Below are 26,059 nucleotides of genomic sequence, written 5' to 3' on the forward strand. Positions count from 1 at the left end.
GCCCAGTCCCCCGTCAACACCCCAAACGACAAACCCGCGAAAATTCCGCGACAGCTCCGTGACGCGCCCCCGCACCCGGCCGCGCCGAGAACCGCGCCGAGAACCGTGCCCAGAGCGGCGTGCGGTGAGGCGTGCCCTCGGCCATCCGTAGGACCGCTCCCCCCCCCCCTGTGCGGGCATTCGCGTTTCGCGGCGTGATCGCGTATATAGTGAACCATATCCCCTTCGAGAGCAGATCATCGAGCCATGGCGACGGCGTCGTTCGACACCGCCCGGCGCGCGGCCAGCGCCGTTTCCCCGATCGAGAAGAGCCCGGACGTCCAGCCCGAGGGCCTGCCCGGGCGACCGGTCTCGCTCGTCGGCCTCACACGGGCCGACCTGAAGGAGAAGCTCCTCGCCATCGGCGTGACCGAGCGCGAGAGCCGCATGCGCGCGGGTCAGATCTGGCATTGGGTCAACTTCCGCGGTGCCACCGATTTCGACGCGATGACCAATGTCGGCAAAGGGCTGAAGGCTGACCTCGCCCGCGCCTACACGCTCGACAGGCCCGAGGTGGTGAGCCAGCAGGTCTCGCGCGACGGCACCCGCAAGTGGCTCGTGCGCATGGCACCGACCGGCAAGCACGACCACAACCGCGGCGCCGAGATCGAGTGCGTCTACATCCCCGGCCCGGACCGCGGCACGCTCTGCGTGTCGAGCCAAGTCGGCTGCACGCTGACCTGCTCGTTCTGTCACACCGGCACGCAGCGCCTCGTGCGCAACCTCTCGGGGCCTGAGATCGTCTCGCAGCTCGTCGTCGCCCGCGACCAGCTCGGCGACTGGCCGGGGCTGATCCCCGGGAAGGACGCCGCCAGCGAGGCCGGCCGGCTGGTGACCAATATCGTGTTCATGGGCATGGGTGAGCCCCTGTACAATCTCGACAACGTGCTCGACGCGCTCGGCGTGATGTCGGACGCGGAGGGCCTCGGGCTCTCGCGTCGGCGCATCACCGTCTCGACCTCGGGCGTGGTGCCGCAGATCGGGCGGCTGGGCGCGGAGGGGAACGCCATGCTGGCAATCTCGCTGCACGCGGTGCGCGACGCGTTGCGCGACGAGCTGGTGCCGCTGAACCGCAAGTACCCGATCGCCGACCTGCTCCGGGCCTGCCGGGACTACCCGGGCCTCAGCAACGCGCGGCGCATCACCTTCGAGTACGTGATGCTGAAGGGGGTGAACGACTCGGACGCGGATGCGCGCGAGCTGGTGCGGCTGCTCAAGGGCATCCCGGCCAAGATCAATCTGATCCCGTTCAATCCCTGGCCGGGCAGCGCCTATGAATGCTCCGACTGGGACCGGATCGAGCGGTTCTCCGAGATCGTGTTCAACGCGGGCTACGCCTCGCCCGTGCGCACGCCGCGGGGCCGGGACATCCTGGCGGCCTGCGGCCAGCTCAAGAGCGAGACCGAGAAGCTGCGGGCTCGCGCCCGCATGCTGATGGAGGACGGCCTCGGCGCCGAGGGCTTCTACGCCGCCCCCGAAGCCAACGACTAGGTCCCGGGATCCCAAAGGGCCTGAGGCCCTTTGGCTGGGCCTGGGGCGCGTAGCCCCAGAATCGGCTCCCCCGGCCCGGCACAGCCGGGTCGGAGGAGCCGAATGCAGGGCTCTGCCCTGCACCCGCGAAAGGCCTCGGGCCTTTCGAAACAGGGACTTGGCGATGCGTCAGATCACACCGTCGGCGCGCAGCGCGTCGATCGTGGCGCCGTCGTAACCGAGCTCCGCCAGGATCGGCGCGCTGTGCTCGCCGAGCGCCGGCACGGGATCGAGGCGCGGCGCGTAGGCCTCCGTCCGGCCGGGCGGCAGCAGCGTCGGCAGGGGGCCGACCGGCGAGCCGACCTCGCCGAAGCGCCCGCGGGCGTGCAGCTGCGGGTGCGCCCAGAGATCCCCCATCGTGTTCACCCCGGCATTCGCGATGCCCGCCGCGTCGAGCCGGGCCATCACCGCCGCGCGGTCGAGCCCGGCGAAGGCCTCCTCGATGATCGCGGCGAGTTCCGTCCGCGCCGCGCTGCGCCGGGCATTCGAGTCGAAGCGCGGGTCCGCGATCAGCTCCGGCCGCTCCAGCACGCGGGCGCAGAACAGCGCCCACTCGCGCTCGTTCTGGAGGCCCAGCATCACGGTGCGCCCATCGCCGGTCGGGAACGGGCCGTAGGGATAGATCGTGGCGTGCGACGCGCCCGCCCGCGGCGGCGGCTCGGCGCCCTCGAAGGCGTAGAGCAGCGGGTAGCCCATCCACTCCGCCATGCACTCGAGCATCGAGATGTCGTAGCGGGCACCGCGTCCCGTGCGGTCGCGCTGGATCAGCCCGGCCATCACGCTCTGCAGGGCGTACATGCCGGCGGCGATGTCGGCGATCGAGTTGCCGGCCTTGGCGGGCGCGTCCGGGCTGCCCGTGACCGACAGGAAGCCGCCCTCGGCCTGGATCAGCAGGTCGTAGGCCTTCTTCTCGCGGTAGGGCCCGTCGTCGCCGTAGCCGGAGATATCGCACACGACGATGCGCGGGTTCTTCTGCGCCAGCACCTCGTACGAGAGGCCGAGCCGGGCGGCGGCGCCGGGCGCGAGATTCTGCACCAGCACGTCGGCCCGCTCCACCAGGCGGTCGAGGATCCCGGCGGCCTGCGGCGCCTTGAGATCGAGGGTCAGGCTCTCCTTCGAGCGGTTGGTCCAGACGAAGTGCGAGGCCATGCCCCGCACCCGCTCGTCGTAGGCGCGGGCGAAATCGCCGGTGCCGGGGCGCTCGATCTTGATCACCCGGGCGCCGAGGTCGGCAAGCTGCCGGGTGCAGAACGGGGCGGCGATGGCGTGCTCCAGCGAGAGCACGGTGATGCCGTCGAGGGGACGCGGGTTCATGAGAATGTCGCCTGCATGCCGACGCGGCCGTCCGAGGTGAGCGTCCAGGCCTCCCCGCTTCGCGCGCGCCCTGTCTCCCCCGTCAGCCGGGCCGAGACGGTCAGCGGCGCGCCGTCCATGACGGGGCTGAGACCGCGGAAGCGGAACGTCTCGGGCGTGCGGCCGGCGAGCCGCGCCGCGAGGTGGAGCAACCACGTCGCCTGGAGCGGCCCGTGCACCACGAGGCCCGGATAGCCCTCGACCTCGCGCGCGTAGGTGCGGTCGTAGTGGATCCGGTGGCCGTTGAAGGTGAGCGCCGAGTAGCGGAACAGCTGGGTCGGGCCGGGCTCGACGGTCTCCGAGAGGTCGGCCTGCGGCACGCCTCCCGCGGCCTCGGGCGGCTGGCCGGTGCGGCCCGGCGTCATCTCCCGGTAGACGATGTCGTGGCACTCGGAGACGGCGGGCCCGCGCGCCGTCTCGAAATCGTGGTGGACCGCGACGAAGCAGAGCGGGCCGGTGCGCCCGTGCTTCACCTGAACGTCGCCGATGCGGGAGGTGCGCCGGACCCGGTCGCCGACCCGGAGGGGATCGCGGTGGACGATCTCGCCGCCCGCCCACATCCGGCGCGGCAGCGGCACCGGCGGCAGGAATCCGCCGCGGGCCGGGTGGCCGTCGGGGCCGAGCTCGCGCATCGGCCGGATCGGCGGCGAGAGGCACCAGTGGATCGCGAGCGGCGCGACCTCGCCGGGCTCCGGATCGCCCGGGTCCTGGTCGAGCGTCGCGCGGAAGGCGCGGACCGTCTGCCCGGAGAGCTGGTCCTCGGCGGTCTCGGTGCGGCCGATCCACGTGCGCAGGTGGTCGAGGTCGAGGGGGCTGGCGTCCATCGGGCTCATTCTGGCGGGGCTCGCGAGGCCGCGACCTTGTCACACCGGGCGGGCCGCGCCCAAGACGGCTTTCTTCTCGCACCCATAAGGCGGTGCTATGCGGCCGATCCGGCCGCCGATGGACGATACGCGCCATGGACCTGCGCCAGCTCCGGTACTTCGTCGCCATCGTCGAGCAGGGCTCGTTCTCGCGGGCGGCCGAGGTGCTGCGGGTGGCCCAGCCGGCACTGAGCCAGCACATGCGCCACATGGAGGCGGAGCTCGGGCTGCCGCTGCTGCACCGGGGGCCGCGGGGTGCGGTGCCCACGGAGGCTGGGGCGCGGCTCCTCGGCCATGCCCGCACCATCCTCGACCGCTTCGCCGAGATCCCCGACAGCGTGCGCGGGGCGGACCGCCCGGTGACGGGGGACGTGCGTATCGGGCTGCCCGGCACGGTGAGCGAGATCCTGTCGGTACCGCTGATCGAGCGGGTGCGCGCCGAGCATCCGGGCATCCGGCTGCGCGTCGCGGAAGCGATGAGCGGCTACATCCTCGACTGGCTCAACCGGGACGCCGTCGATCTCGCGGTGCTGTACAATCCGGCCGCGCCGAAGGGGCTCGTCCTGCGCCACGCGCTCACCGAGGAGCTGTGCCTGTTCGGGCGGCCCCCGGGCGGGGCGGCCTTGCCGGAGGGGCCGGTGTCGCTGGCGCGGGCGGCGGCCCTGCCCCTGATCCTGCCGGCCCTCTCGCACGGCCTGCGCGACCTGATCGAGGAGGTCGCCGAGACGGAGGGCGTCCCGGTGACGCCCGGCATCGAGATCGATTCCTACGCGCGCATCAAGGAACTCGCCGCGCGGGGCCACGGCTTCGGCATCCTGCCGCGGGCGGCGGTCGCCGCCGAGGTGGCCGCGGGCGCCTTCCAGTCCTGGCCGATCGGCAGCCCGCCCCTGCGGCGGCGGATCTACCTCGCCCACGCCGCCGACCGGCCGCTCTCGGCGGCGGCCTCCGCCGTCTCGGGCCTCGCCTGGGACCTGCTCGGCGAGCTGGTGCGCTCGGGCGCCTGGCCGGCCGATCTGGCGCGGTAGAAACCGATGATTCGCGTCCGGCCGGCCCGCGCCCTTTTCCCGGACGCCCGGAGCGCTTGCGGAAGGTGATCCGGAAAATGGCAGCGTTCTGTCCGTCGGGGTCGGCGCGTCGTTGGAGACCGACATCGGACGGTGCACTCCCAAGCCGCCGGAATCGCGGGCGCGGCCCGAGCGCGGCCGTTGACCGGTGCGACGGGGCCCGCCATCTAGGGTCGGCCCGTCATCCGCGAGAGGAAGCCCGGCCCGCCCACCGGCGGGTCCCGGGCTCTACGTCAGCCGCTTGCTCGAGCTTGCCATCGCCGTCGCCCTCATCGCGCTGAACGGCGTCTTCGCGCTCTCGGAGCTCGCGGTGGTCTCGGCCCGCAAGAGTCGCCTGCGCGCGATGGCCGAGGACCGCCGCGCGGGCGCCGCCGCCGCGCTGGCCCTGGCCGAGGAGCCGGGGCGCTTCCTCTCCACGGTGCAGATCGGCATCACCCTCATCGGCATCCTGTCGGGCGTGGTCTCGGGCGCGGCGCTCGGCGACCGGCTGGCCGACATCCTGATCGATGCGGGTCTCACCCGCTCGCTCGCCGACACGCTCGGCTACGGCCTCGTCATCGCGGTGATCACCTACCTGTCGGTGATCGTGGGCGAGCTGGTCCCGAAGCACCTCGCCCTGCGCGACCCCGAGGGCATCGCCTGCCTGGTCGCACCGGGGATGCGGCTGGTCTCGCGGGCGGCCAAGCCCGCGGTCTGGCTCCTCGACGCCTCGACCCGGGCGGTGTTCCGGCTGATCGGCCAGGAGACCGAGAGCGCGAGCGCGGTGACCCAGGAGGAGATCCGCGCCCTCGTGGCCGAGGCCGAGACGGCGGGCGTGATCGAGACCGGCGAGCGCCGCATGATCGCGGGCGTGCTGCGCCTCGGCGACCGGGCGGTGCGCGGGGTGATGACGCCGCGCACGGAGGTGCGCTGGATCGACCTCGGCCGCGACGCCGCGGAGATCCGCGCCCTGCTGCTCGACAGTCCCCACTCGGTGCTGCCGGTCATCGACGGCAACCCGGACGACGTGATCGGCGTGCTGCAGGTGCGCACGCTGATCGGCCCGCTCAGCTCCGGGGCGCCGCTCGACCTGCGCAGCCACGTCCGCGCCGCGCCCGTCGTGCCGGACACGATCGACGCCCTCGAGGCCCTGGAGCGGCTGCAGGCGGCGCCCGTGCCGATGGCCCTGGTGCACGACGAGTACGGCCATTTCGACGGGGTGGTGACGCCCGCCGACATCCTCGACGCGATCGCGGGCGCGTTCCACTCGGAGGCCGCCGAACCGGAGGCGGTGCAGCGCGCCGACGGTTCCTGGCTCATCGCCGGCTGGATGCCGGCGGACGAGATGGCCGACCAGCTCGGGATCCGCCTGGAGGCATCCCGCGCCTACGAGACCGCGGCGGGCCTCGTCATCCATGCCCTGCAGCGCATCCCGGAAACCGGCGAGACCTGCGAGATCGCGGGCTGGCGCTTCGAGGTGGTCGATCTCGACGGACGCCGCGTGGACAAGATCCTGGCCACGCGGCTGGCCGAGGAGCCGGTCTGATCGACGGCGCCGGAGTGTCGGACGCGGGCGCGTGATACGGTTGAAGCGTCTGGTCGTTCGGATCCCTCCGGGATGACGCGCGGGTCCCCTCGCGGCCCGGGCGTCTCCGGGCAGCCCGCGGCCCTCCTCGGGTTCGGCGAGCGGTCGTCGCGGCGGCGGATCGGCCCGGGTCCCCGAGGCGGGACGGGCGCGTTACTCCGTCACGATCTTGTAGCCCTGGCCCGGCCGCAGGGCGGCGTTGCGCTCCAGGCCGTTGAGGACGAGGAAGCGGTCGAGCGCCCGGTCGGGCACCGCCATGCGGCGGGCGAGGTCCTCCGGATTCGTGGAGGATGCCTGCACCACCTGGAGCCGCAGGGGGCGCAGGGCCTGCGTCTCCGCGGACGAGACCGCGGCGAGGCTCGCGATCCAGCGCCGGAAGGCCGGATCGGGGTCGGTCGCGCCCTTGGCGGCCATGATCATGCGGTAGGTTGCCTCGCCCACGCGCAGCGCCGCGAGCCGGAAGGTCCAGTCCTTGCCGCGCGACAGTGCGGTCGCCGCCGGATAGGGGCCGACCTCGCGCAGCTCGACCGAGCCCGGCTCGATCGCGTCGTTCCAGGTCGCCTTCAGCACCGCGTCGAGGCCCTGGCCGGATTCGGCATCGACCTGATCGAACAGCAGGCGGCGGCTGCCCTCCGGCGTGGTGCCGAGCACGGCGTTGCGGGTGTTCTCGATCGCGAAGCCGTCCGGCACCTCGAAGGCGATGCCGAGGCTCGGATGGATGAAGCGGCGCCCGCGCACCGCGCCCTCGCCGGGATTGTCGCCGTAGGCGAGCCCGTCGATCGCCGCGAGGTAGCGCGCGCGGTCGTCCACACCGATCCCGGGCGCGCCGCTGCGGCGGGCGGCGCGCGTCACCAGGGTGATGCGCTCGGCGGTGCCCGGATGGGTCGCCAGCATGTCGGGCTCGCCGGGCGCCCCGGTGCCGGTCTTGAGTGCCAGCGTGCGGTTGAGGCTCGTGAGGAAGCGGCCCGCGCCGTAGGGGTCGTAGCCGGCCCGCGCCAGCGTGCGCACGCCGACCCCGTCCGCCTCCAGCTCCTGCTCGCGGGAGAAGCGGGCGAGCGCGAAGCGGGACTGGTTCTGCAGCTGCGCGCCGGTGGTCGGATCGTTCAGCACGTCCGCCACCACGCGGCTGACGAGCTGCGAGCGCAGCTCCAGCTCCGTGCGGGCCGTGGCGTGGGCCAGCGTGACGTGGGCGATCTCGTGGGCCAGCACCGCGGCGATCTCCGAGGTGTCGGAGGCGAGCGCCACGAGCCCGCGGGTGACGTAGAGCCGGCCGCTCGGCAGCGCGAAGGCGTTGACCACGGAGGAATCGAGCAGCGTCACCGCGTAGGTCTGGTCCGGCCGCTCGCTCGCGCGGACCAGCCGGTCGGTGACCTCGCTGACGAGCTGGAGCGTCGCGGGCGCCCGGTACTCGCCCCCGAAGGAGGCCACGAGCTTGAGGTGATCCGAATCGCCCGGCCGCTGCCGGCCGGTGGTGCGCGGCGCCTCGGCCGGCACCGTGACGGCGGCGGGCGCCAGGAGGGCGCCGGTCTGCTCGGCGGCGCAGCCGGCAAGCCCGAGCACGGCCAAGAGCACGGCCAAGAGCACGGGCACGGGCACGGGCACCAGCGCGCAGGCCATCGCCCGCACGCGTCCCTCACCGCTCCCGCCCTGTCCCGCGCCCCTCTGCATGCCCCGATTCGGCGCCGCGGCGCCCGTCCTCCGTCCCCGCCTCGTCGAGCGGCTCGACCAGTTCCGGCACCGCGACCTCGATCACCGGACCGCGCCGGATCTCGACCACGCCCCGCACCCGGACACGTCTGCCGGTGAGCCCCGCCCCAGTCAAACCATGTTCGAGCACCCGGCGCCAAGTGCGTTTCGACACTGTGACCGTGAGCCCGTCCTCGCCCCGGCGCACGAAGTCGAGGTAGGTGCGGGCGGCCCGCTCGCCGACGTGGCGCACCCGTCCCTCGACCACGACGAAGCGCCCCGCCAGCGCGCGCAGGGCCGGCCCGTCCCGCGCCTCGGGGAGCGGCGCCCGCCACAGGCCGAGCCCGCGCGCCCGCGCCCCGGCCTCGGCCCGCAGCAGCGCCGGGCGGCAGAGCGCGTCGGCCTCGCCCGGATCGACGGCGGCCAGCCCCGCGGCGGCGAGCCCGCCCGCGAGGTCGGCCTCCCCGTCCTCGGGGACGAGGTCGGCGCGCCGGCGCCCCCAGCGGTCGGGCGCGCCGCGGGGCACGACGGTGAGATCCCCCGCGCGCCGCGCCTCCAGCCACGCCCGGGCGGCGCGGTCGGCCTCGGGCTCGTCCGGCCAGCGCAGCGAATCGAGGAGCACGCGGGCACCGGAGGCGAGGCGGATCTCGCCGCGGGGGCCGACCTCCGCGAGCCGGTCGGCCCGGGCCGCCCCGGCCCCGCATTCGGCCGCCCCCTGCGCGGCGACCGGGCCCTGCGCGGCGGCCGGGCCCCAGCCGAACGCCATCAGCGCGACCGCGAGCGGGGCAAGTCCGTCCCGGACCCACCGGGCGACCGGTCCCACCCGCAGGCGTGATGTTCCAAGCGCCCGGCCGACCGCCCATGGCGGCGCCCGCTCCCCCGGCGTCATCCCGGGACCGCGGGGTGGAACCCGGAACGAGGCCGGTGAGAACCACATCGCGACAGGCATTCCCCCGATCCACCGGTCCGGCCACGGTTGGCCCCGGGAGCGGAGGATGCTATGAGGGCGGCGGTGTGTCTCCGTAGCTCAGCTGGACAGAGCACAGGTTTCCTAAACGCAAATTGGGCGCCGCGCCGGGAAACCGCGCGGCGGATCCGCTCAAAGTCGGGGAAAGCTCACGGCGCTCGTCGCGCCCTGCCGATCCCGAGCCAAGCCGGATGCCCCGTCAGGGGCCCGGAAGGTGTAGAGACTAGACGGGCGGCACCTAACGGCCGGATCTCCGGGTCCGCGCCCAAGGTGAAGGGATAGTCCAGACCACGAACGCCGCGGGAGAGCCGGGGCGGCGGCGAAAGCCGAAGTGGGATGAAACCTGGGGTCGCAGGTTCGAGCCCTGCCGGGGACACCACCCCCTCATTATGGTATAATTTGTCCGGTGCTGCACGCTCCGGCGCAACAATGTAACGGTTCGCGCCGTGACAAAACGTGCGCCAGCGCCTAAGCTTGACCGTATCCAAGCCCGGACGGCCGAGCCTCCGCTGTCCGGGCCGCAATGCGAGAGCGTGATGGCAGGCCAGAAGACCGATCAGCGCGACGTCTATGTCGGACAGCGCATCGCCGAGCAACGGCGCAAGGCCTCCCTGACGCAGAGGCGCGTGGCCGAAAGCTTCGGCATGTCGGCCGCCCAGCTGCAGAAGTACGAGAAGGGCACGAACCGGATCAGCGCGATCCATCTCGACATCTTCTCGCGCATGACCGGCGTCCCGCTGGAGTACTTCTTCCAGGGCGCCCCCCGGCTCGACGACCTGCAGCAGGGCGGCTTCGGCGAGGGGCGGCAGCAGCCCTACCAGGCCGAGGGCGACCTGCAGAACCTCGCCGAGGCCATGGCCCGGCGCGTGGGCGAGCACCTGCCCGAAGCGGTCCGGAAGGACCTCGCCGCGGCCGCGCAGGCCTTCGGGCGGAAGCTCGGCGGCTGATTCGCCGTGGCGGGCGGCCGGGGCTGATGTTCCGGTCGCTTCGTCCGGAATAACGGATGCGTTCGCCATTTCGGCTTGACCCTCGGCGGTGACGGGTGCGAGAAACCGCACCGTCAATCCGGGCCCGTCGCCTCCGCCGCGAGGATGCGCCCGTCTCACACGGGATGCACCGCGATGCCGCGCTCAGACTATCTGTTCACCAGCGAGTCCGTTTCCGAGGGTCATCCGGACAAGGTCTGCGATCGGATCTCCGACACGGTCGTGGACGCCTACCTCTCGGCGATGCCGGAGGCCCGCCTCGGCGTCGAGACGCTGGCCACCACCAACCGCATCGTCATCGCGGGCGAGGTGCGCGGCCCCGATTCGGTGACGTTCAAGGATCTGGAAGCGCTGACCCGCGAGGCCGTGCGCGACATCGGCTACGAGCAGTCGGGCTTCCACTGGAAGAACAACGACGTCGCCATCCACCTGCACGCGCAGTCCGCCGACATCGCGCAGGGCGTGGACGCGGCCGGCAACAAGGACGAGGGCGCGGGCGACCAGGGCATCATGTTCGGCTACGCCGCCGATGAGACCCCGGAGCTGATGCCGGCCCCGATCTTCTACGCCCACAAGATCCTCAAGGACCTCGCCGACGCCCGCAAGGCGAAGGATGGCGACGCGGCCAAGCTCGGCCCCGACGCCAAGAGCCAGGTCACGGTGCGCTACGCGAACGGCCGACCGGTCGAGGTGACGCAGATCGTGCTCTCGACCCAGCACCTCGACGAGTCGCTCGATTCGGCCGACGTGCGCGCCATCGTGGAGCCCTACATCCTGCGCGCCCTGCCGGAGGGCTGGGTCAACGAGGGCACCGTCTGGCACGTCAACCCGACCGGCAAGTTCGTGATCGGCGGTCCCGACGGCGACGCGGGCCTCACCGGTCGCAAGATCATCGTGGACACCTACGGCGGCGCGGCGCCCCACGGCGGCGGCGCCTTCTCGGGCAAGGACCCGACCAAGGTCGACCGCTCGGCGGCCTACGCGGCCCGGTATCTGGCCAAGAACGTGGTCGCGGCCGGCCTCGCGCGGCGCGCCACGATCCAGCTCGCCTACGCGATCGGCGTGTCGAAGCCGCTCTCGATTTACGTCGACCTGCACGGCACCGGCACCGTGGACGAGGCCCGGCTCGAGGCGGTCCTGATGGACGCCCTCGACCTCTCGCCCCGCGGCATCCGCACGGCGCTCCAGCTCAACAAGCCGATCTACGCCCGCACCTCCGCCTACGGCCATTTCGGCCGGGCGCCGGAGGCGGACGGCGGCTTCTCCTGGGAGCGCACCGACCTCGCGCCCAAGCTGAAGTCGGCCTTCTGAGCCCTCCGATGAGCGGGAGGGATCTCACCCCTCCCGCGCCGGAGGGTGTTCACGACGCGGACGGTGCGCCCGAGCGCGCCTTCTTCGGCCGTCGCAAGGGCAAGCGCCTGCGCGACGCGCAGGAGCGGCGCCTCGCCGGGCTGCTGCCCGCGCTCCGGGTCACGGTGCCGGAAGCCGGCACCCTCGATCCCGCGACGCTCTTTCCCGCGGTCCCGTCCTTGCGCGAGGTCTGGCTGGAGATCGGCTTCGGCGGGGGCGAGCACCTCGCCGCCCAGGCGGCCGCGCACCCGGACATCGGCATCATCGGGGCCGAGCCCTTCGTCAACGGCGTGGTCAAGCTCCTGCGGGCGATCGACGAGCAGGGCTTGCGCAACGTGCGCATCCGCGACGAGGACGTCACCGCGCTGCTCGCCCGGCTGCCCGATGCCTGCCTCGCCCGCGTCTACCTGCTCTATCCCGATCCCTGGCCGAAGCGCCGCCAGCGCAAGCGCCGCTTCGTCTCGGAGGCCTCGCTCGCCGAGATCGCGCGCGTCCTCAAGGACGGCGGCGTGTTCCGCTTCGCCAGCGACATCGACGACTATGCCGGCTGGACGCTGGCGCGCGCCGCCCGCTGCCCGGACCTCGCCTGGACGGCGGAACGGGCCGACGACTGGCGGCAGCCCTTCCCCGGCTGGCCCGGCACCCGCTACGAGGCCAAGGCGATCGCGGCCGGGCGCCGGCCGACCTACCTGGAATTCGCCCGCCGCCCGCGCGATTGAGGCGCGCGGGCCTTCCGCGCGCGTTGCTACCATCCGCCCTACAAGCGCGGCCTTGCCGCAGCGGCGCGCTCCGGCCATGGTGCGCGACCGGGACGGGGGCGTCACCGGGGCCGCGAGCAGCCCCGGGCGTTCGAGGATGCGGTTTGGGCGAGGCCACTGACCACGATCCGGCGGGAGCCGGGGAGATGTTCCGCGTGGCCTTCGTGCAGGCGGAGATCGGCCTCGCCGTGCTGGATGATGGCGGAACCCGGCTCCGCGAGGCGAACCCCGCCCTCTGCGCGCTGCTCGGCTATCCGGCGGGCGCGCTGAAGGGCCACCCCTTCGCGGACCTTCTCGCCCCGGGCGAGGAGCCGGGCGAGGGCATCCGTTCCTGGCGCCGGGCGGACGGCGCGGCCCTCGACGTCCGGGTGCGCCGGAACGGGCCGGTCCTCACCGTCGAGGCGGTCGATCCCGACGCGGCGGCCCATTCCGAGGAGAACCGCGAGGCGCTCGCCGCCGCGGGCCTCGGCGAGTGGCGCTGGGAGCGGGCGAGCGGCCGGGTGATCCTGTCGCGGCGCGCGGGCCAGATCCTCGGCCACCCCGCCGGCACGGCACCGACCTGGGCGACGCTGCGGCAGGCCCTGCCCGAGGCGGCGCTGGAGCGGCTCGTCGCGGCGGTGCGCACGAGCCTGGCGGAGGGCGTGCCCTACACGTTCGAGGGAGCGCTGCGCCGGCTCGACGACGGGCGGACGGTGGTCGTGGCCAGCCGCGGCCAGCCCGTCCGCGGCCCGGACGGCACGGTGACGGGCCTCGCGGGCGTCGTGCAGGACATCACCACCCGGGTCCAGGCCCGGGACGAGCTCGTGGCCCGCGACCACCGCCTGCGCGCCGCGACCTCGATCGCCCGGCTCGGCATCTTCGAGTGGCACATGCTCGAAGACCAGGCGATCTGGGAGAACGAGCGGATGTTCGAGATCTTCGGGCGCGTTCCCCAGGACGGCACCATCGGCAAGTCGGAGTTCCTCGACGACATCCTCCACCCGGACGACCGCGACCGGGTGCGCAGCGCGATCTCGCGGGCGCTGCGCGAGGACGACATCCTGCACGTCACGGGGCGCGTCCGGCGCAAGAGCGACGGGGCGTGGCGCACCATCGACATGGCCGGCCGCTTCGAGCGCGACGCGCCGAACCGCCTGCCGCGCCGCCTGATCGGCGTGGTCGCCGACGTCACCGACCGGCGCACCGCCGAGGAGCGCCAGACGCTCCTGATCCGCGAGCTGCACCATCGGGTGAAGAACACGCTCGCCACCGTGCAGGCGATCGTCGGCTCGACGGCGCGCACCGCCTCCGGGATCGAGAGCTTCTACGAGGCCTTCGTCGGGCGCATCAAATCGCTCGCCCACACCCACACGGTCCTCACCGAAGACACGTGGCAGACCGCCAACCTGCGCGACCTCCTGGCCAACGAGTTGAAGCCCTACGCCGAGTCCGCGGCGGCGGACGCGGCCGACGGGCGCGTCGTCCTCGACGGCCCCGACCTCGACCTGCCCTCCGAGATGGCGGTGCCGGTCGGCATGGCGATCCACGAACTGACCACCAACGCCGCGAAGTACGGCGCGCTCTCGAACCGCCGCGGCCGGGTCGCGGTGACGTGGTCGCTAGAGCCGGGCGAGGCGGCCAGCATCCTGCATTTCCGCTGGCGCGAGAGCGGCGGCCCGCCCGTGCAGCCGCCGCGCCGCCAGGGCTTCGGCTCGCGCCTGCTCCAGCGGGTGCTGACCGCCCAGGTCCAGGCCGAGGTCGAGACCGACTACGCCCCGGAGGGCTTCACGCTCACCATGCGCGCGCCGCTGCCGGCCCGCGACCGGACGCTGAACCCGCTGGCGGGGTGAGCCCCAAGGATCGCGCCGTTGCCGAGGGGCGCCGTCCGCGCCCTCGTCAGGCCGCGCCGCGGGTGCTGCGCTCGCCGCCCGCGTCCACGAAGGCCTTGAGTTCGTCGAGCGACGCGAAGGTGAAGCGGCCCTGCGGGGTCTCGGCCTCGATCGAGCCGTCGGCGAACATGACGTAGGTGTTGCCGCCGGAGGCGTACTTTCCCACCACCTCCCGGCTCGCCCGGGGGGCTTCCGGCTCCGGCGCGGGCGGCCCGGCGGGCTCCTCGGCCGGCACCTCCGCCGCGTCGAGGCTCGGACGCAGCTCAGGCTTCTCCGCCTCCGCGGCGTCGCGAGCGACGAACAGGTCGCCGTCCTGGCCGACCCCGTCGTCCGGCTCCACCGGCCGCGCCGGCGCCTCGACGGCGGCGGGCTCCGGGTCGCGGGCGGCCGGCGGGGCCTCTTCGTCGATCTGCGGGGGCGCCTGGAGGTTTCGCGGCAAATCCTGATCGGCGAGCGGCTGGTCCTGATCGGCCTGCGGATGATCGTTCGACGTCTGCGGCGGCTTGGGCTCCAGGCCCGGCATCGGCAGTTCGGGCTCGCGCGCCGGCTCGGGCGCCGCGGGCTCGAACAGGCTGTCCTCGAAGGTGGGCTCCGCCTGCCGGCGCCCGCCGGCCGCGAGCGCGGCGCCGCCGAGCCCCGCCGCGCCGCCGAGGGCGGCCGGCAGCACCGGGCGCGGCGCGGCGGCCTCCGCCCGCGGCATCTCCGGGAAGGGCGGCAGCGCGGTCGGCACCGGGACGGCGCGCTCCCCGAGGCCGCGCTCGACCCGCCGCAGATACACCGCCACCACGCCGAGGCCGCCCAGCACCGCGCCCGCCGAGGCCGCGACGGAGCCGGCGATCACCATGGCCAGCCCGCTCTCCAGGCGCACGAACGGGAACCCCTGGACGACGGCGGCGCTGCCGCCGATCACCATGGCTGCGGCGAGCGCGAACAGCGCAACGATCATGATACTCTCTGGAACAGGCCGGCCCTTGCCCGGATCCGGGCGCGGCGCACAGTAAGGCCCTGGACCGGTTTTGCAAAACCGAACGCCCGGCCCCGGCGCGCGCCGTGCGGGGAAAAGCCGCGGCGCGGCGTTGCCGAGCCCGGCACCGCGACTTACCTACCGGGCCGTCGATGCTCGGCCGGCCGGGCGCGGCCCGGGAACGGGGGTCCCGACGGGATTCCCGAGGCCCCGGAGCCGGCGCCGAGCCGCCAGGATCGGGCGCGGGCCGGCGCGCTGCACGGCCGAAGAGCCCGAGAGACCAGCCCCGAGAACGGAGACGGAGCCCATGACCTTCACCCTGCCGGAACTGCCCTACGCCTACGACGCCCTGGCCCCCTACATGTCGAAGGAAACCCTCGAGTTTCACCACGACAAGCACCACAAGGCCTATGTCGATACGGGCAACAAGCTCCTTGAGGGCACCGACCTCCAGGGCAAGAGCGTCGAGGAGATCGTCCGGGCGAGCTACAACACCAACCAGGCGCTCTTCAACAACGCCGGCCAGCACTACAACCACGTCCATTTCTGGCAGTGGATGAAGCCCAACGGCGGCGGCACCCCGCCCGGCGCGCTCGCCAAGAAGATCGACGAGGATCTCGGCGGCTTCGAGAAGTTCAAGGCCGACTTCATCCAGGCCGGCATCGGCCAGTTCGGCTCCGGCTGGGCCTGGCTCGCGGTGAAGGACGGCAAGCTCGCCATCCTGAAGACGCCGAACGGCGAGAACCCGCTGGTGCACGGCGCCAAGCCGATCCTCGGCGTCGATGTCTGGGAGCACTCCTACTACATCGACTACCGCAACCGCCGTCCCGACTACCTCAAGGCCTTCATCGAGAACCTCGTGAACTGGGAGCACGTGGAGAAGATGTACGCCGAGGCGAACGCCTGAGGCTCGTCCCCGTCGGCGCCCCGCCGGGGCGCCCCCCGGCTGTCCGGTGAGCCGCGCCCCCAACCTGGGGGCGCGGTTTACTTTTGTCCGCAACTCTGCGGTGCGTTCGTCACCGAACGTTCAGGAAGGTCTTGCCAGAAGCTCCCTGGAATATTTCTGATTTGCGCGGCGCCCGCTCATCGCGGTCGCCGGGCCAGGAGGGGGCTGAGCCGTGAGCCGAGCGAGCGACCGTGCCGACGTGAGTGCGCCCGCACTGCCCGAGACAGAGGCTCTACGCGGGTCCGGCGCCCTGTCGCCCGCCATCCGGGACCATCTCGGCGCGCAGCTGCGCGAGAGCTACGCCGTCCTGATCGAGGAGGCCGCGCCGGACACCTTCGTGGACCTGATACGCCGCCTCGTGGCGGCCCTCGACGGCCACGCGGCGGCGGACGAGAAGGTCTTCGGCGAGGACCTGATCGCGGCGCTGCCGGCGCTTCGCGCCTTCGCCCTGTCGCTGGCGGTGAGCGCCGCGCGGGCGGACGACCTCGTGCAGGAGACGGTGCTGAAGGCCTGGGCCAACCGGGAGAAGTTCCGCCCCGGCACGAACTTCACCGCCTGGCTGTTCACGATCCTGCGCAACCAGTTCTACAGCGAGATCCGCAAGCACCGCCGCGAGGTCGAGGACGTGGACGGCGCCGCCGCCGCGACGATGGTCAGCCTGCCCGATCAGGTCGAGCGCATCGCGCTCCAGAACGTCTGGTCGACGATGGCCAAGCTCCCGGCCTCGCAGCGGGAGGCGCTGCTGCTGGTGGGCGCGCACGGCCTCACCTACGAGGCCGCCGCCGCGGTGATCGGTTGCCAGACCGGTACGGTGAAGAGCCGCGTCAGCCGCGCCCGCGCCTGGCTCGCCGACGCGCTCGGCCTCGACCGGGCGGAGCAGAGCCTGGCCTCGGGAACCACGCGGGCCTGACCCGGCGCGGGCTCCCGGGGCGCGCGAAACCCGGGCGGGTGTTGCGGTGCCCGCGCATCGGGCGGCGGGCGGATCTGCTACGGCAGGGCTCATGCCCGCTCCGCATCCCTCCAAGGTCCGCGCCCCGTGATCCGCTCCATCCTCTCGGTCGGCGGCTGGACGCTCGTCTCGCGCGCCACCGGCTTCGCCCGTGACGTGGTGATGGCCGCCGTGATGGGCGCGGGGCCGGTGGCCGACGCCTTCGTGGTGGCCTTCCGTCTGCCGAACCATTTCCGGGCGATCTTCGGCGAGGGCGCCTTCAACACCGCCTTCGTGCCGGCCTATGCGGGGCTCTCCGAGGCCGGGGAGCCGGGCGCCGCGCAGGCCTTCGCGGACCGCGTCTTCAGCCTGATGCTCGCCGTGCAGGTCGTGCTGCTGGGCCTCGCGCTCCCGCTGATGCCGCTGGTGGTGCGGGCGCTGGCGCCGGGCTTCTCGAAGGACCCGGAGCGGTTCGGGCTCGCGGTCTCGCTCACCCGCATCACCTTCCCCTACCTCCTGTTCATGACGCTGGTGACGCTGACCTCCGGCGTCCTCAACGCGCATCGCCGCTTCGCGGCCGCCGCCGGCGCGCCCGTGCTCCTCAACCTCGCGATGCTGGCGGCGCTGGCGCTCGCCTTCCTGTTCCCGAACGCCGCCTACGCCGCCGCCTGGGGCGTGGCGGTCTCAGGGCTCCTGCAGTTCGGTCTGGTCTGGTGGGACGCGCGCCGGGCCGGGATCGCCCCGGGACTGGCGCGCCCGACCCTGCGGGATCCCGCCATGATCCGCTTCTTCAAGGTGCTGGGCCCCGCCGTGATCGGCTCGGCCGGGTTCCAGATCGCGACGTTTGCCGACACCATCATCGCGAGCCTGCTGCCGACGGGCGCGGTCTCGGCGCTGTACTATGCCGACCGGCTCTATCAGCTCCCGTTCGGCGTCATCGCCATCGCGGCCGGCACCGTGCTGCTGCCCGAGATGAGCCGGCGCATCGCGGCGGGCGACGTCGCGGGCGCGCACGCGGCGCAGAACCGGGCGGCGGGCTTCTCCCTCGCGCTGTCGGCCCCCTTCACGGTGGCGTTCCTGACCCTGCCGGGGCTGATCATGGCGGCCCTGTTCCAGCGCGGCGCCTTCGGGGCCGAGGACGCGGCGCGCGCCGCCGAGGTGCTGGCGGCCTACGGGCTCGCCCTGCCGGCGGTGGTGCTGGTGCGCAGCGCGGTCGCGAGCTTCTACGCCCGGCAGGACACCAAGACGCCGCTCTGGGCCTCGCTGACGGCCATCGCCGTCAACGTGGCGCTCAAGCTCGTGCTCACCGGCCCCTACGGCGTCACCGGCCTCGCGCTCGCCACCGCGATCAGCCAGTGGGTGAACCTCGCGCTCCTCGTGGGGCTGGCCCGGCGCCGCGGCTGGACCGCGCCGGGCCGGACGCTCGGCCTCACCGGGATCGGCGTGGCGCTCGCCTGCGCGGGTCTCGCGGGGGTCGCGGTCTACGGCCTTCCACTCGCCGAAAGGCTGGTGCCGGCGCTGCCGCACGGGCGCGAGATCGCGGTGCTGGGCCTCATCGGCCTGGCGGGCGCCGCGGTCTACGGCGCCCTTCTCCTCGGCCTGCTCCACCTGTTCGGCCTGCGCCTGCGGCGTCGCTGAGCCGATGGGTCGGCACCGGCCTCAGGGGCTGAAGATCAGCACGAGGTAGACGAAGAACAGGATCAGGTGCACCGCCCCCTCCAGCACCGTGGTGCGCGGCCCCGAGAAGGTGAGCCCGCTGAGGATCAGCGTGACGGCGAGCAGCGCCATGCCGGTCGGGCTGAGGCCCAGGATCACGGTCTGCCCGGAGATCAGCCCGATTGCCAGCACCGCCGGCACGGTCAGCCCGATCGTCGAGGTCGCCGCCCCCAGGCACAGGTTGATCGCCCGCTGCAGCTCGTTGCGGGCGATGGCCTTGAGCGCCGAGATGCCCTCGGGCGTGAACACGATCGCGGCGATCAGCACGCCCCCGAGGGCGGAGGGCGCGCCGAGGGCCGCGATGCCGTGGTCGAGGATCGTCGCGAGGCTCTTCGACAGGAGCACGATCGGCAGGATGTTGGCGACCAAGAGCCCGATATGCCGCACGACCATGCCGGCCGAGGCCCGGTGCTTGGCGGGCGCCTCGACCGCCTCGGTGCGCTCGGCCTCGGCCCGGGCGCGCGGATCCTTGAAGAAGTCGCTGTGCCGGCCCGTCTGGATCAGCAGGAACACACCGTAGAGCGCCACCGTGAAGATCGAGAACGCCACCGCCTGGAACTGCGTCAGCGAGCCGTCGGGGGTCGAGGTGGTGAAGTTCGGGATGATCAGCGCGATGGTGGTGAGCGGGATGATCACCGCCAGGAAGGCGGAGGCGCCCTGCAGGTTGTAGCTCTGCTGGTGGTGGCGCAGGCCGCCGACGAGGAGCCCGAGGCCCACGACCCCGTTCAGCACGATCATCAGCACGGCGAACATCGTGTCGCGCCCGAGCGTCGGCGCGGCCTTGGCCGAGAGCATCACGGCCGAGACCAGCGCCACCTCGATGATCACGATGGCGAGCGTCAGGATCAGCGTGCCGAAGGGCTCGCCCAGCATCTCGGCGAGTTCCTCGGCCTCGTGCACCACCCCGAAGGCGGCCCACAGGATGACCGCGAGCAGCCACGCGAAGAGCAGGCTCGCCCAGAGCGGGCTGGCGAGGTCCCCGAGCCAGTCCTTGCCGAACCACCAGAACGCCGCGACGCTCGCCCACGCCACCGCCAACCGCAGAATGCCGCCCATCGCCGCCCCCCTCGCGCACGGTTAAGCTTTTGCGGGGCGAGAGGTTGCGTCGAATCGGCGCGCTCTTGCGGCCCCTCCCGCAGCGCGCCACTCTGTCGCCGACCGAAGCACCTGCGAGGAGACGATGCTGCGCGTATCCGTGACGGAAGCCGAGGGACAGATAGCCGAGCTTGTCCGCCGCGCCGAGGCGGGGGACGAGGTCGTGCTGACGCGGCGGGGTCGGGCGGTAGCGCGCCTCGCGCCGGTCGCGGCCGGTCCGGACCGTACGGCGCGCCGCGCCCTGATCGAGTCCGTCCGGCTCTCCGCCGCCGAGAAGGCGCGAGCGGGCAGCGGCGCCGCGGACGCCGCGGATTTCCTCTACGGCGATGACGGCCTGTCCGCGTGATCGCGGTCGACACCTCGGCGCTGATGGCGATCCTGCTCGCCGATCCAGCGGCCGAGGCTTGCGCCGCCGCGCTCGAAGCGCACGCCGACATCCTCATCTCCGCCAGCACGCTGTCGGAGGCTCTCATCGTCGCGGGCCGCCGGAACCTCTCGGAGGAGTTGACCCGCCTGATCGACGGGCTGGGCCTTGAGGTCGTGCCGGTCACGACCGAGACGGCACGGGCCGTGGCGGACGCCTACGGCCGCTGGGGCAAGGGCGTGAATCCGGCCGCGCTCAACTTCGGCGACTGCTTCGCCTACGTGACGGCGCGCGACCATGGCTGTCGTTTGCTCTATGTCGGCAACGACTTTGCCCGGACCGATATCCCCGGCGTTCTCTGAATGACGCGCCGACGCAACCGCGCCATGCGGTGGAACCTATGGCGCGACGCCACGAAAACAGGTATTGCATAACGCTCCGCAACTCGATTCGAGACCGCTTCGCCCGCGACCTGAGCGCGTCGTCACGCGCCCGTCCGGCCCGGTCGTGAGAGCCTGACCTTTGCCGTTTCCCACTCTGCCCGCCGCCATCGCGCGGGCGCTCGACGAGCGCGGCTATGCCGAGCCGACCCCGGTGCAGAGCGCCGTCTTGGAGGCTGCCGGCCAGGGCCGCGACCTTCTCGTCTCCGCCCAGACCGGGTCCGGCAAGACCGTGGCCTACGGTCTCGCCATGGCCGGCACGCTGCTGGGCGAGGCCGACGCGCTGCCGCCCCCGGGCGCCCCGCTCGCCTTGGTGATCGCGCCGACGCGCGAGCTCGCCCTTCAGGTCCAGCGCGAGTTGTCCTGGCTCTACGCCCCGGCCGGGGGCCGCGTCGTCTCCTGCGTCGGCGGCATGGACCCGCGGCGCGAGGCGCGGATGCTCGCAGACGGCGTGCACATCGTCGTCGGCACGCCGGGGCGCCTGCGCGACCATCTCGAGCGCCGCAACCTGCACCCGGAGGCGCTGCGCACCGTGGTCCTCGACGAGGCCGACGAGATGCTCGACCTCGGCTTCCGCGAGGACATCGAGTTCATCCTCTCGGGCACGCCGGCCGAGCGGGCGACCTTCCTGTTCTCCGCCACCCTGCCCCGGGACATCGAGTCCCTGGCCGAGCGCTACCAGCGCGACGCGCTGCGCCTCGCCATCAAGAGCGAGGTCCGCGGCCACGCCGACATCAGCTACCGGGCGATCCGGGTGGTGCCGCGCGAGATCGAGCACGTCGTCCTCAACGTGCTGCGCGAGGCCGACGCGCCGACCGCGATCGTGTTCTGCAACACCCGCAACGCGGTGCGCCATCTCCAGGCGAGCCTGACCGAGCGCGGCTTCTCGGTGGTGGCGCTCTCGGGCGAGCTCGGCCAGGGCGAGCGCAACGCCGCGCTCCAGGCGCTGCGCGACGGGCGCGCCCGGGTCTGCGTGGCGACCGACGTCGCCGCGCGCGGCATCGACCTGCCGACCCTGAGCCTCGTCATCCACGCCGACCTCCCCCACGACGCCGAGGTGATGCAGCACCGCTCCGGCCGCACGGGCCGCGCGGGCCGCAAGGGCGTGAGCGTCCTGCTGGTGCCGAACGCCCGCCGCCGCCGGGCCGAGCAGATGCTCGCCATCGCCAAGGTGACGCCCGAGTGGATGGGCCCGCCCACGGCGGACGAGATCCGCCGCCTCGACGGCGAGCGCATGCTCGCCGACCCGCTCTTCAGCGAGCCGCCGGCCGAGGAGGACGTGGCGCTGGCCGAGACGCTGCTCGCCGAGCGCTCTCCGGCCGAACTCGCCGCGCTGCTGGCCCGCGTCTACCGCACCCGCCTGCCGGCGCCCGAGGATGTCACCGATCCGGGCGACCGGGGCGGGCGCGCCGTCACGGGCCGCGCGCCCTACGACCCGATGGATGCCGAGCGCATCGCCGCGATGGGCCCGGCGGTGTGGTTCCGGCTCAATCTCGGCCGGCGCGACAACGCCGACCCGCGCCGCCTGCTCCCGCTGCTGACCCGGCGCGGCAAGGTCGATCGCGAGGTGATCGGCGCGATCCGCATCTTCGAGCGCGAGACCAAGTTCGAGATCCGCGGCGGCGCGGCCCGGCAGTTCGCCGAGGCCTTCGCCCGCAACGGCTCGCCGGAGATCCAGGTGGAAGCGCTCGGCAACGAGGGCGCGCCGCCGCCGCGGGACTTCAAGAGCCCGCGCGCGACCAAGCACACCCGCCATGTCGAGCGGGGCGCCGAGCGCGCACCGGGCGCCAAGCCTCCCTACCGCAAGGGCAAGGTCGCCCGCGTGCCGCAACAGGGCTGAGCCATCGCGCCGCTTCGCGGCACTTCATCTTATGATTCCCACCGCCGTCATTCCGAGGCGCCGTAGGCGACCCCGGGATGACGGCCCGAAGGTGGGACATATCAGCCCGCAAAACGAAACGGGCTCCGCCTCACAGAGGCGGAGCCCGTCGCATATTCGGAACCCGTATCGGGATCAGCCCACGTAGGGCACGCCCGTCTCGGCCGGGAACTTCTCGGCGAGCGCCCGGCGGAGCTTTTCCAAGGCGCGGTTCTCGATCTGGCGCACGCGCTCCTTCGAGATGCCGAGCCGGTGGCCGAGCGCCTCCAGCGTGGCCTGATCCTCGGCCAGACGCCGCTCGCGCAGGATGCGCAGCTCGCGCTCCGAGAGGACGCCGAGCGCCTGCTGGAGCCAGCCGAGGCGCCGCTCGCCGTCGACGGCCGCCGAGACCGTCTCGTCGGGCAGCGCCGCGCCGTCCACTAGGAAGTCCATGCGCTCGGAGGAGACTTCGCTGTCCTCGCCCACGGGGGCGTTCAGCGACATGTCGGGACCGGAGAGGCGCGCGTCCATCAGGGCGACGTCCTCGCGCGATACGCCGATGGCGGTGGCGATGCGGCGGTGGATCTCGTCGCCGACGCGCTCCTCGGTCGATTGCATCAGGCGGGCGCGCAGGCGGCGCAGGTTGAAGAACAGGGCCTTCTGGGCCGACGAGGTGCCGCCCCGGACGATCGACCAGTTGCGCAGGATGTAGTCCTGGATCGAGGCGCGGATCCACCACGTCGCGTAGGTCGAGAAGCGCACCTCCCGCTCCGGCTCGAAGCGGGCGGCAGCCTCCATCAGGCCGACATGCCCCTCTTGAACCAGGTCGGCCATCGGCAGGCCGTAGTGGCGGAAGCGCCCGGCCAGGGCGATGACGAGGCGCATGTGGGCGGAGATCAGGCGATGCAGGGCGCGCTCGTCGCGGTTCTCCTTCCAGCGGACCGCCAGACCGCGCTCTTCTTCCCGCGCCAGGAAGGGCGCCTCCATCGCGGTACGAATGAATTGCCGCCGGATACCCGCGATTTCCGCCATCCCCGCCTGCCTCTGTTATCGAGTGCTGATGCGGCGCCGCGCCCATGAAGGCGGCGCACGCGGCACCGCCGGGCCGATGCCAGGCATGGCCACAACGGCGCGGCGCACCCGAAGGTTCCGATGAAACGGCAGGTTCGTACGCCCGATCGGACCATGATCGGCGCACGGCGCGGGGCGAGCACGCCGTCGGCGGGGCGTCAAGCGGCGGGTCTCACCAAAATGTGCTTCGGTCTCGGAATGACCAGCCCGAAGCGACGTCGGAACGCCAAATTTTCGACATGAAAAAGGCCCGGCGCAGCGCGCCGGGCCCCGAAACTCCGAAATCCGCTGCGGCGGGATGCCTCAGGCGGCTTCCTCCTGCAGGTCGTCGCCGTCCGTCTCGGCATCGCTCTCGGCCTCGGCCTTGGCGCGGCGGGGCGACTTGGCAAGGCTCTGCTCGATCAGCTTCAGCGCCTCGGTCTCGGTGATGCGGTTGACCGACGAGATCTCGCGCACGACCCGGTCGAGGGCCGCCTCGTAGAGCTGGCGCTCGCTGTAGGACTGCTCGGGCTGGGCCTCGGAGCGGTAGAGGTCGCGCACCACTTCGGTCACGGCCAGGAGGTCGCCCGAATTGATCTTGGCCTCGTATTCCTGCGCGCGACGCGACCACATCGTGCGCTTCACGCGGGCGCGGCCGGTCAGCACGTCGAGCGCCTTCTTGACGACCTCGGGCTCGGAGAGCTTGCGCATGCCGACGCTGTTGGCCTTCGCGGTGGGCACGCGCAGGACCATCTTGTCCTTCTCGAACGAGACGACGAACAGCTCCAGCTTGAAGCCGGCGACCTCCTGCTCCTCGATCGCGGTGATGCGGCCGACGCCGTGAGCCGGGTACACTACGGCCTCGCCGGTCTTGAAACCCTGGCGGCCTGCCGTCGTCTTCTTGGCTGTCGTCATGCGAGAAGGGCCTCCGAACATCGCGCGGGATTTTTTATGATCCGCGCCGAACCGTTTCACCCGGGGCGGGACACCCGGCTTCAACCACCGTCCGCCGGTTCGCGCGTGAGGCGCCGGCAGCTCCCAGGTGCGCCGACGACATGCCAGGGCCGAACGGCCGCGAAGGGCATTACCCCTCGACGGTCGATCGTCTGCGACCTCGATCCAGAAAATCCGGAACTGCGTTTGTAGGGCGCGGAGGAAGCACGTCAGGCACGAGCGACGGCAGGCCGATTGTGTATCACAATCAGCACGGCGAATCAAAGCACTGGCGGCTGACGGACGCGCTCGCGCGGCGTCGTCCGGGGAGTTGTGCACGGTGTCGCGCCGGTGTCGTCCGAGGCTCGCGCAATCCTGCCGCGCGCGGTCCGCATGACCGTGCGGGGATGAGGCCCCCGCCGGACGCCGGCCCGGCCTCAGTCGCCCGAACCGGGGTTGGGCGAGAAGTGGGCCTCGAACTTGCCGGACTTGCCGTCCCACTCCTTGGCGTCGGCCGGCGCGTCCTTCTTCTGTGTGATGTTCGGCCAGGTCTTGGCGTAGTCGGCGTTCAGCTTCAGCCAGGTCTCAAGGTTGCCCTCGGTATCGGGCTTGATCGCCTCGGCCGGGCACTCGGGCTCGCAGACGCCGCAATCGATGCACTCGTCGGGGTGGATGACGAGCATGTTCTCACCCTCGTAGAAGCAGTCCACCGGACAGACTTCCACGCAGTCCATGTACTTGCACTTGATGCAGTTGTCGGTGACGACGTAGGTCATGGGCGGAATTTTGTCCCTGGTCCGCGCGCTCCGCGACAGCGGCGCCGGTGCGCGACGGCGTCTGACGCTGCTTCCTGCCGGACCGGCCGTCGGGCGGTCCGTGCGCGCGCGAATGTTTCTGAGAGCCTCCTGGGCTCGGTTCGGATGCCTCTAGCGGCTGCCCGGAGGGCTGACAAGCGCGCCGGGCGGTCGCGGCGCGGCGCATCCGCCCCTGTGGCCCGCTTACACTGATTCCAGGGAGGGGTCGGGCGGGCCGCCGGGCTGCGAGAGGTCGGCGTAGAGGCGGCGCGCCTCGGGTGCGGGGCCGCGGCGCTCGCCCAGCCCCAGCACCCGCACGCTCAACGTCGCGTGGGCGGCGGCCACCGTCACCACGTCGCCGACGCAGACGCCCTTGGCGGGCGTCTCCACGCGCTTTCCGTTGAGCCGCACGTAGCCGTCGCAGACGAGGCGGGCGGCCAGGGAGCGCGTCCGGGCGAAACGGGCGAACCAGAGCCACTTGTCGAGCCTGAGCTGGCCCTCCTTCACGGCGCGGTCCCGGACATCACCGGAGGCGGCTCACCGCTTGTCGCCGCCGCCGGTCTCGAGCTGCGCCTTGAGGGCGGCGAGCTTGGCGAAGGGCGAATCCGGATCGGGCTGGCGCTCGCGCCGCGGCGGCCGCTGGTCGGGCCTCGGGCCGGCATGGCGAGGCTCGTCGCGCCGCTCGGGGCGGATGCCCTCGAACCGCTCGCGACGGGGCCCGCGCTGCTCGTCGCGCCCGCGCCGCTCGCCCTCGGGCCTGTCGCCGCGGCCAGGGCGCCCGTCCTGGGCGCCCTGGCCGCGGTTCTGGTCCGGGCGGCGGTTGCCGAAGGGGCGCTCGCCCTGCGGACGCTGGTCCGGGCCGCCCTCGCGGCCGCGGCCCTGGCCCCCGCGGGGGCGCTGGCGCTGGTGGGCCGGACGCTGGTGGCGCTGCAGGTGCCAGACC

23 protein-coding genes and 1 pseudogene are annotated in these 26,059 nt (G+C 72.8%); 13 read left to right on the forward strand and 11 right to left on the reverse strand.

Features of this window, described 5'->3' with window-relative positions:
- Window positions 1-246 precede the first annotated feature (246 nt).
- A complete protein-coding gene (rlmN, locus tag AX737_RS12170) occupies window positions 247-1,530 on the forward strand; it encodes a 23S rRNA (adenine(2503)-C(2))-methyltransferase RlmN (protein WP_066921659.1) in 1,284 nt (427 codons plus the stop codon).
- 168 nt (window positions 1,531-1,698) lie between these two features.
- Here the strand turns inward: rlmN and AX737_RS12175 are convergent, their stop codons facing one another.
- Entirely contained in the window at window positions 1,699-2,883 is a 1,185-nt protein-coding gene (locus AX737_RS12175; RefSeq protein WP_066921661.1) for a CaiB/BaiF CoA-transferase family protein, read from the reverse strand.
- Window positions 2,880-3,746, reverse strand: a complete 867-nt coding sequence (locus tag AX737_RS12180; RefSeq protein ID WP_066921663.1) for a MaoC family dehydratase N-terminal domain-containing protein — start codon at window positions 3,744-3,746, stop codon at window positions 2,880-2,882. The genes AX737_RS12175 and AX737_RS12180 overlap by 4 nt, the downstream gene beginning before the upstream one ends.
- A 134-nt stretch (window positions 3,747-3,880) precedes the next feature.
- On the opposite strand from AX737_RS12180, the gene AX737_RS12185 reads away from it, so the two are divergent.
- Window positions 3,881-4,810, forward strand: coding sequence for a LysR family transcriptional regulator (locus AX737_RS12185; protein ID WP_066921665.1), 930 nt, complete (start codon window positions 3,881-3,883; stop codon window positions 4,808-4,810).
- 280 nt (window positions 4,811-5,090) lie between these two features.
- Window positions 5,091-6,374, forward strand: a complete 1,284-nt coding sequence (locus tag AX737_RS12190) for a hemolysin family protein (RefSeq protein ID WP_066921666.1) — start codon at window positions 5,091-5,093, stop codon at window positions 6,372-6,374.
- Window positions 6,375-6,566: 192 nt separating this feature from the next.
- Here the strand turns inward: AX737_RS12190 and AX737_RS12195 are convergent, their stop codons facing one another.
- Window positions 6,567-8,030 (reverse strand): M48 family metalloprotease, encoded by a 1,464-nt coding sequence (locus AX737_RS12195; RefSeq protein WP_066921668.1) that lies wholly within the window; start codon window positions 8,028-8,030, stop codon window positions 6,567-6,569.
- 16 nt (window positions 8,031-8,046) lie between these two features.
- Window positions 8,047-8,865 (reverse strand): pentapeptide repeat-containing protein, encoded by an 819-nt coding sequence (locus tag AX737_RS12200; protein ID WP_238231755.1) that lies wholly within the window; start codon window positions 8,863-8,865, stop codon window positions 8,047-8,049.
- Window positions 8,866-9,602: 737 nt separating this feature from the next.
- Here AX737_RS12200 and AX737_RS12205 point away from each other — a divergent pair.
- The 4 genes from AX737_RS12205 to AX737_RS12220 all read left to right on the forward strand — a co-directional run bounded on the left by AX737_RS12205 (window position 9,603) and on the right by AX737_RS12220 (window position 13,989).
- On the forward strand, window positions 9,603-10,013 hold the full coding sequence (locus AX737_RS12205; RefSeq protein WP_066921670.1) for a helix-turn-helix transcriptional regulator: 411 nt from the start codon (window positions 9,603-9,605) through the stop codon (window positions 10,011-10,013).
- A 174-nt stretch (window positions 10,014-10,187) separates the two neighbouring features.
- Entirely contained in the window at window positions 10,188-11,363 is a 1,176-nt protein-coding gene (metK, locus tag AX737_RS12210; RefSeq protein ID WP_066921672.1) for a methionine adenosyltransferase, read from the forward strand.
- 8 nt (window positions 11,364-11,371) lie between these two features.
- Window positions 11,372-12,121, forward strand: a complete 750-nt coding sequence (locus AX737_RS12215; RefSeq protein ID WP_066921674.1) for a tRNA (guanine(46)-N(7))-methyltransferase TrmB — start codon at window positions 11,372-11,374, stop codon at window positions 12,119-12,121.
- A gap of 185 nt (window positions 12,122-12,306) precedes the next feature.
- A complete protein-coding gene (locus AX737_RS12220) occupies window positions 12,307-13,989 on the forward strand; it encodes an HWE histidine kinase domain-containing protein (RefSeq protein WP_066921676.1) in 1,683 nt (560 codons plus the stop codon).
- Between the two features lie 46 nt (window positions 13,990-14,035).
- Here AX737_RS12220 and AX737_RS12225 read toward each other — a convergent pair whose 3' ends face one another.
- Window positions 14,036-14,974 carry a hypothetical protein gene (locus AX737_RS12225; RefSeq protein WP_066921678.1) on the reverse strand — a complete coding sequence of 313 codons (939 nt, stop codon included), beginning with the start codon at window positions 14,972-14,974 and terminating at the stop codon, window positions 14,036-14,038.
- A 325-nt stretch (window positions 14,975-15,299) separates the two neighbouring features.
- Between AX737_RS12225 and AX737_RS12230 the strand changes: the two genes are divergently transcribed.
- The 3 genes from AX737_RS12230 (at window position 15,300) to murJ (ending at window position 18,504) form a co-directional block, all read left to right on the forward strand.
- Window positions 15,300-15,899 (forward strand): superoxide dismutase, encoded by a 600-nt coding sequence (locus tag AX737_RS12230; protein WP_066921680.1) that lies wholly within the window; start codon window positions 15,300-15,302, stop codon window positions 15,897-15,899.
- A 253-nt stretch (window positions 15,900-16,152) separates the two neighbouring features.
- A complete protein-coding gene (locus tag AX737_RS12235; RefSeq protein ID WP_238231753.1) occupies window positions 16,153-16,848 on the forward strand; it encodes a NepR family anti-sigma factor in 696 nt (231 codons plus the stop codon).
- 126 nt (window positions 16,849-16,974) lie between these two features.
- Window positions 16,975-18,504, forward strand: coding sequence for a murein biosynthesis integral membrane protein MurJ (murJ, locus tag AX737_RS12240; RefSeq protein ID WP_066921682.1), 1,530 nt, complete (start codon window positions 16,975-16,977; stop codon window positions 18,502-18,504).
- Between the two features lie 21 nt (window positions 18,505-18,525).
- Here murJ and AX737_RS12245 read toward each other — a convergent pair whose 3' ends face one another.
- A complete protein-coding gene (locus AX737_RS12245) occupies window positions 18,526-19,638 on the reverse strand; it encodes a calcium:proton antiporter (protein ID WP_066921684.1) in 1,113 nt (370 codons plus the stop codon).
- Window positions 19,639-19,765: 127 nt separating this feature from the next.
- Between AX737_RS12245 and AX737_RS12250 the strand changes: the two genes are divergently transcribed.
- The 3 genes from AX737_RS12250 to AX737_RS12260 all read left to right on the forward strand — a co-directional run bounded on the left by AX737_RS12250 (window position 19,766) and on the right by AX737_RS12260 (window position 22,321).
- Entirely contained in the window at window positions 19,766-20,023 is a 258-nt protein-coding gene (locus tag AX737_RS12250) for a type II toxin-antitoxin system prevent-host-death family antitoxin (RefSeq protein ID WP_197430552.1), read from the forward strand.
- Window positions 20,020-20,403: a type II toxin-antitoxin system VapC family toxin gene (locus AX737_RS12255; protein ID WP_066921688.1), complete on the forward strand. Its 384-nt coding sequence runs from the start codon at window positions 20,020-20,022 to the stop codon at window positions 20,401-20,403. Before AX737_RS12250 ends, AX737_RS12255 begins: the two co-directional genes overlap by 4 nt.
- A 160-nt stretch (window positions 20,404-20,563) precedes the next feature.
- Window positions 20,564-22,321: a DEAD/DEAH box helicase gene (locus tag AX737_RS12260; RefSeq protein ID WP_066921689.1), complete on the forward strand. Its 1,758-nt coding sequence runs from the start codon at window positions 20,564-20,566 to the stop codon at window positions 22,319-22,321.
- A gap of 174 nt (window positions 22,322-22,495) precedes the next feature.
- On the opposite strand, the gene AX737_RS12265 is transcribed toward AX737_RS12260, so the two are convergent.
- The 5 genes and pseudogenes from AX737_RS12265 to AX737_RS34330 form a co-directional block, all read right to left on the reverse strand.
- On the reverse strand, window positions 22,496-23,371 hold the full coding sequence (locus tag AX737_RS12265) for an RNA polymerase factor sigma-32 (protein WP_066921691.1): 876 nt from the start codon (window positions 23,369-23,371) through the stop codon (window positions 22,496-22,498).
- Between the two features lie 342 nt (window positions 23,372-23,713).
- Window positions 23,714-24,304: a CarD family transcriptional regulator gene (locus AX737_RS12270; protein WP_066921693.1), complete on the reverse strand. Its 591-nt coding sequence runs from the start codon at window positions 24,302-24,304 to the stop codon at window positions 23,714-23,716.
- A 455-nt stretch (window positions 24,305-24,759) separates the two neighbouring features.
- Window positions 24,760-25,098, reverse strand: a complete 339-nt coding sequence (gene fdxA, locus AX737_RS12275) for a ferredoxin FdxA (RefSeq protein ID WP_066921695.1) — start codon at window positions 25,096-25,098, stop codon at window positions 24,760-24,762.
- A 222-nt stretch (window positions 25,099-25,320) separates the two neighbouring features.
- Window positions 25,321-25,623: an RNA-binding S4 domain-containing protein gene (locus AX737_RS12280; protein ID WP_066921696.1), complete on the reverse strand. Its 303-nt coding sequence runs from the start codon at window positions 25,621-25,623 to the stop codon at window positions 25,321-25,323.
- A 30-nt stretch (window positions 25,624-25,653) separates the two neighbouring features.
- Window positions 25,654-26,059: pseudogene (locus AX737_RS34330) on the reverse strand (helicase); the annotation flags it as partial.

Origin of the sequence: Methylobacterium sp. CCH5-D2, assembly GCF_001556475.1 — a bacterium.
In the GTDB taxonomy this organism is placed as follows: Bacteria; Pseudomonadota; Alphaproteobacteria; order Rhizobiales; family Beijerinckiaceae; genus Methylobacterium; species Methylobacterium hispanicum.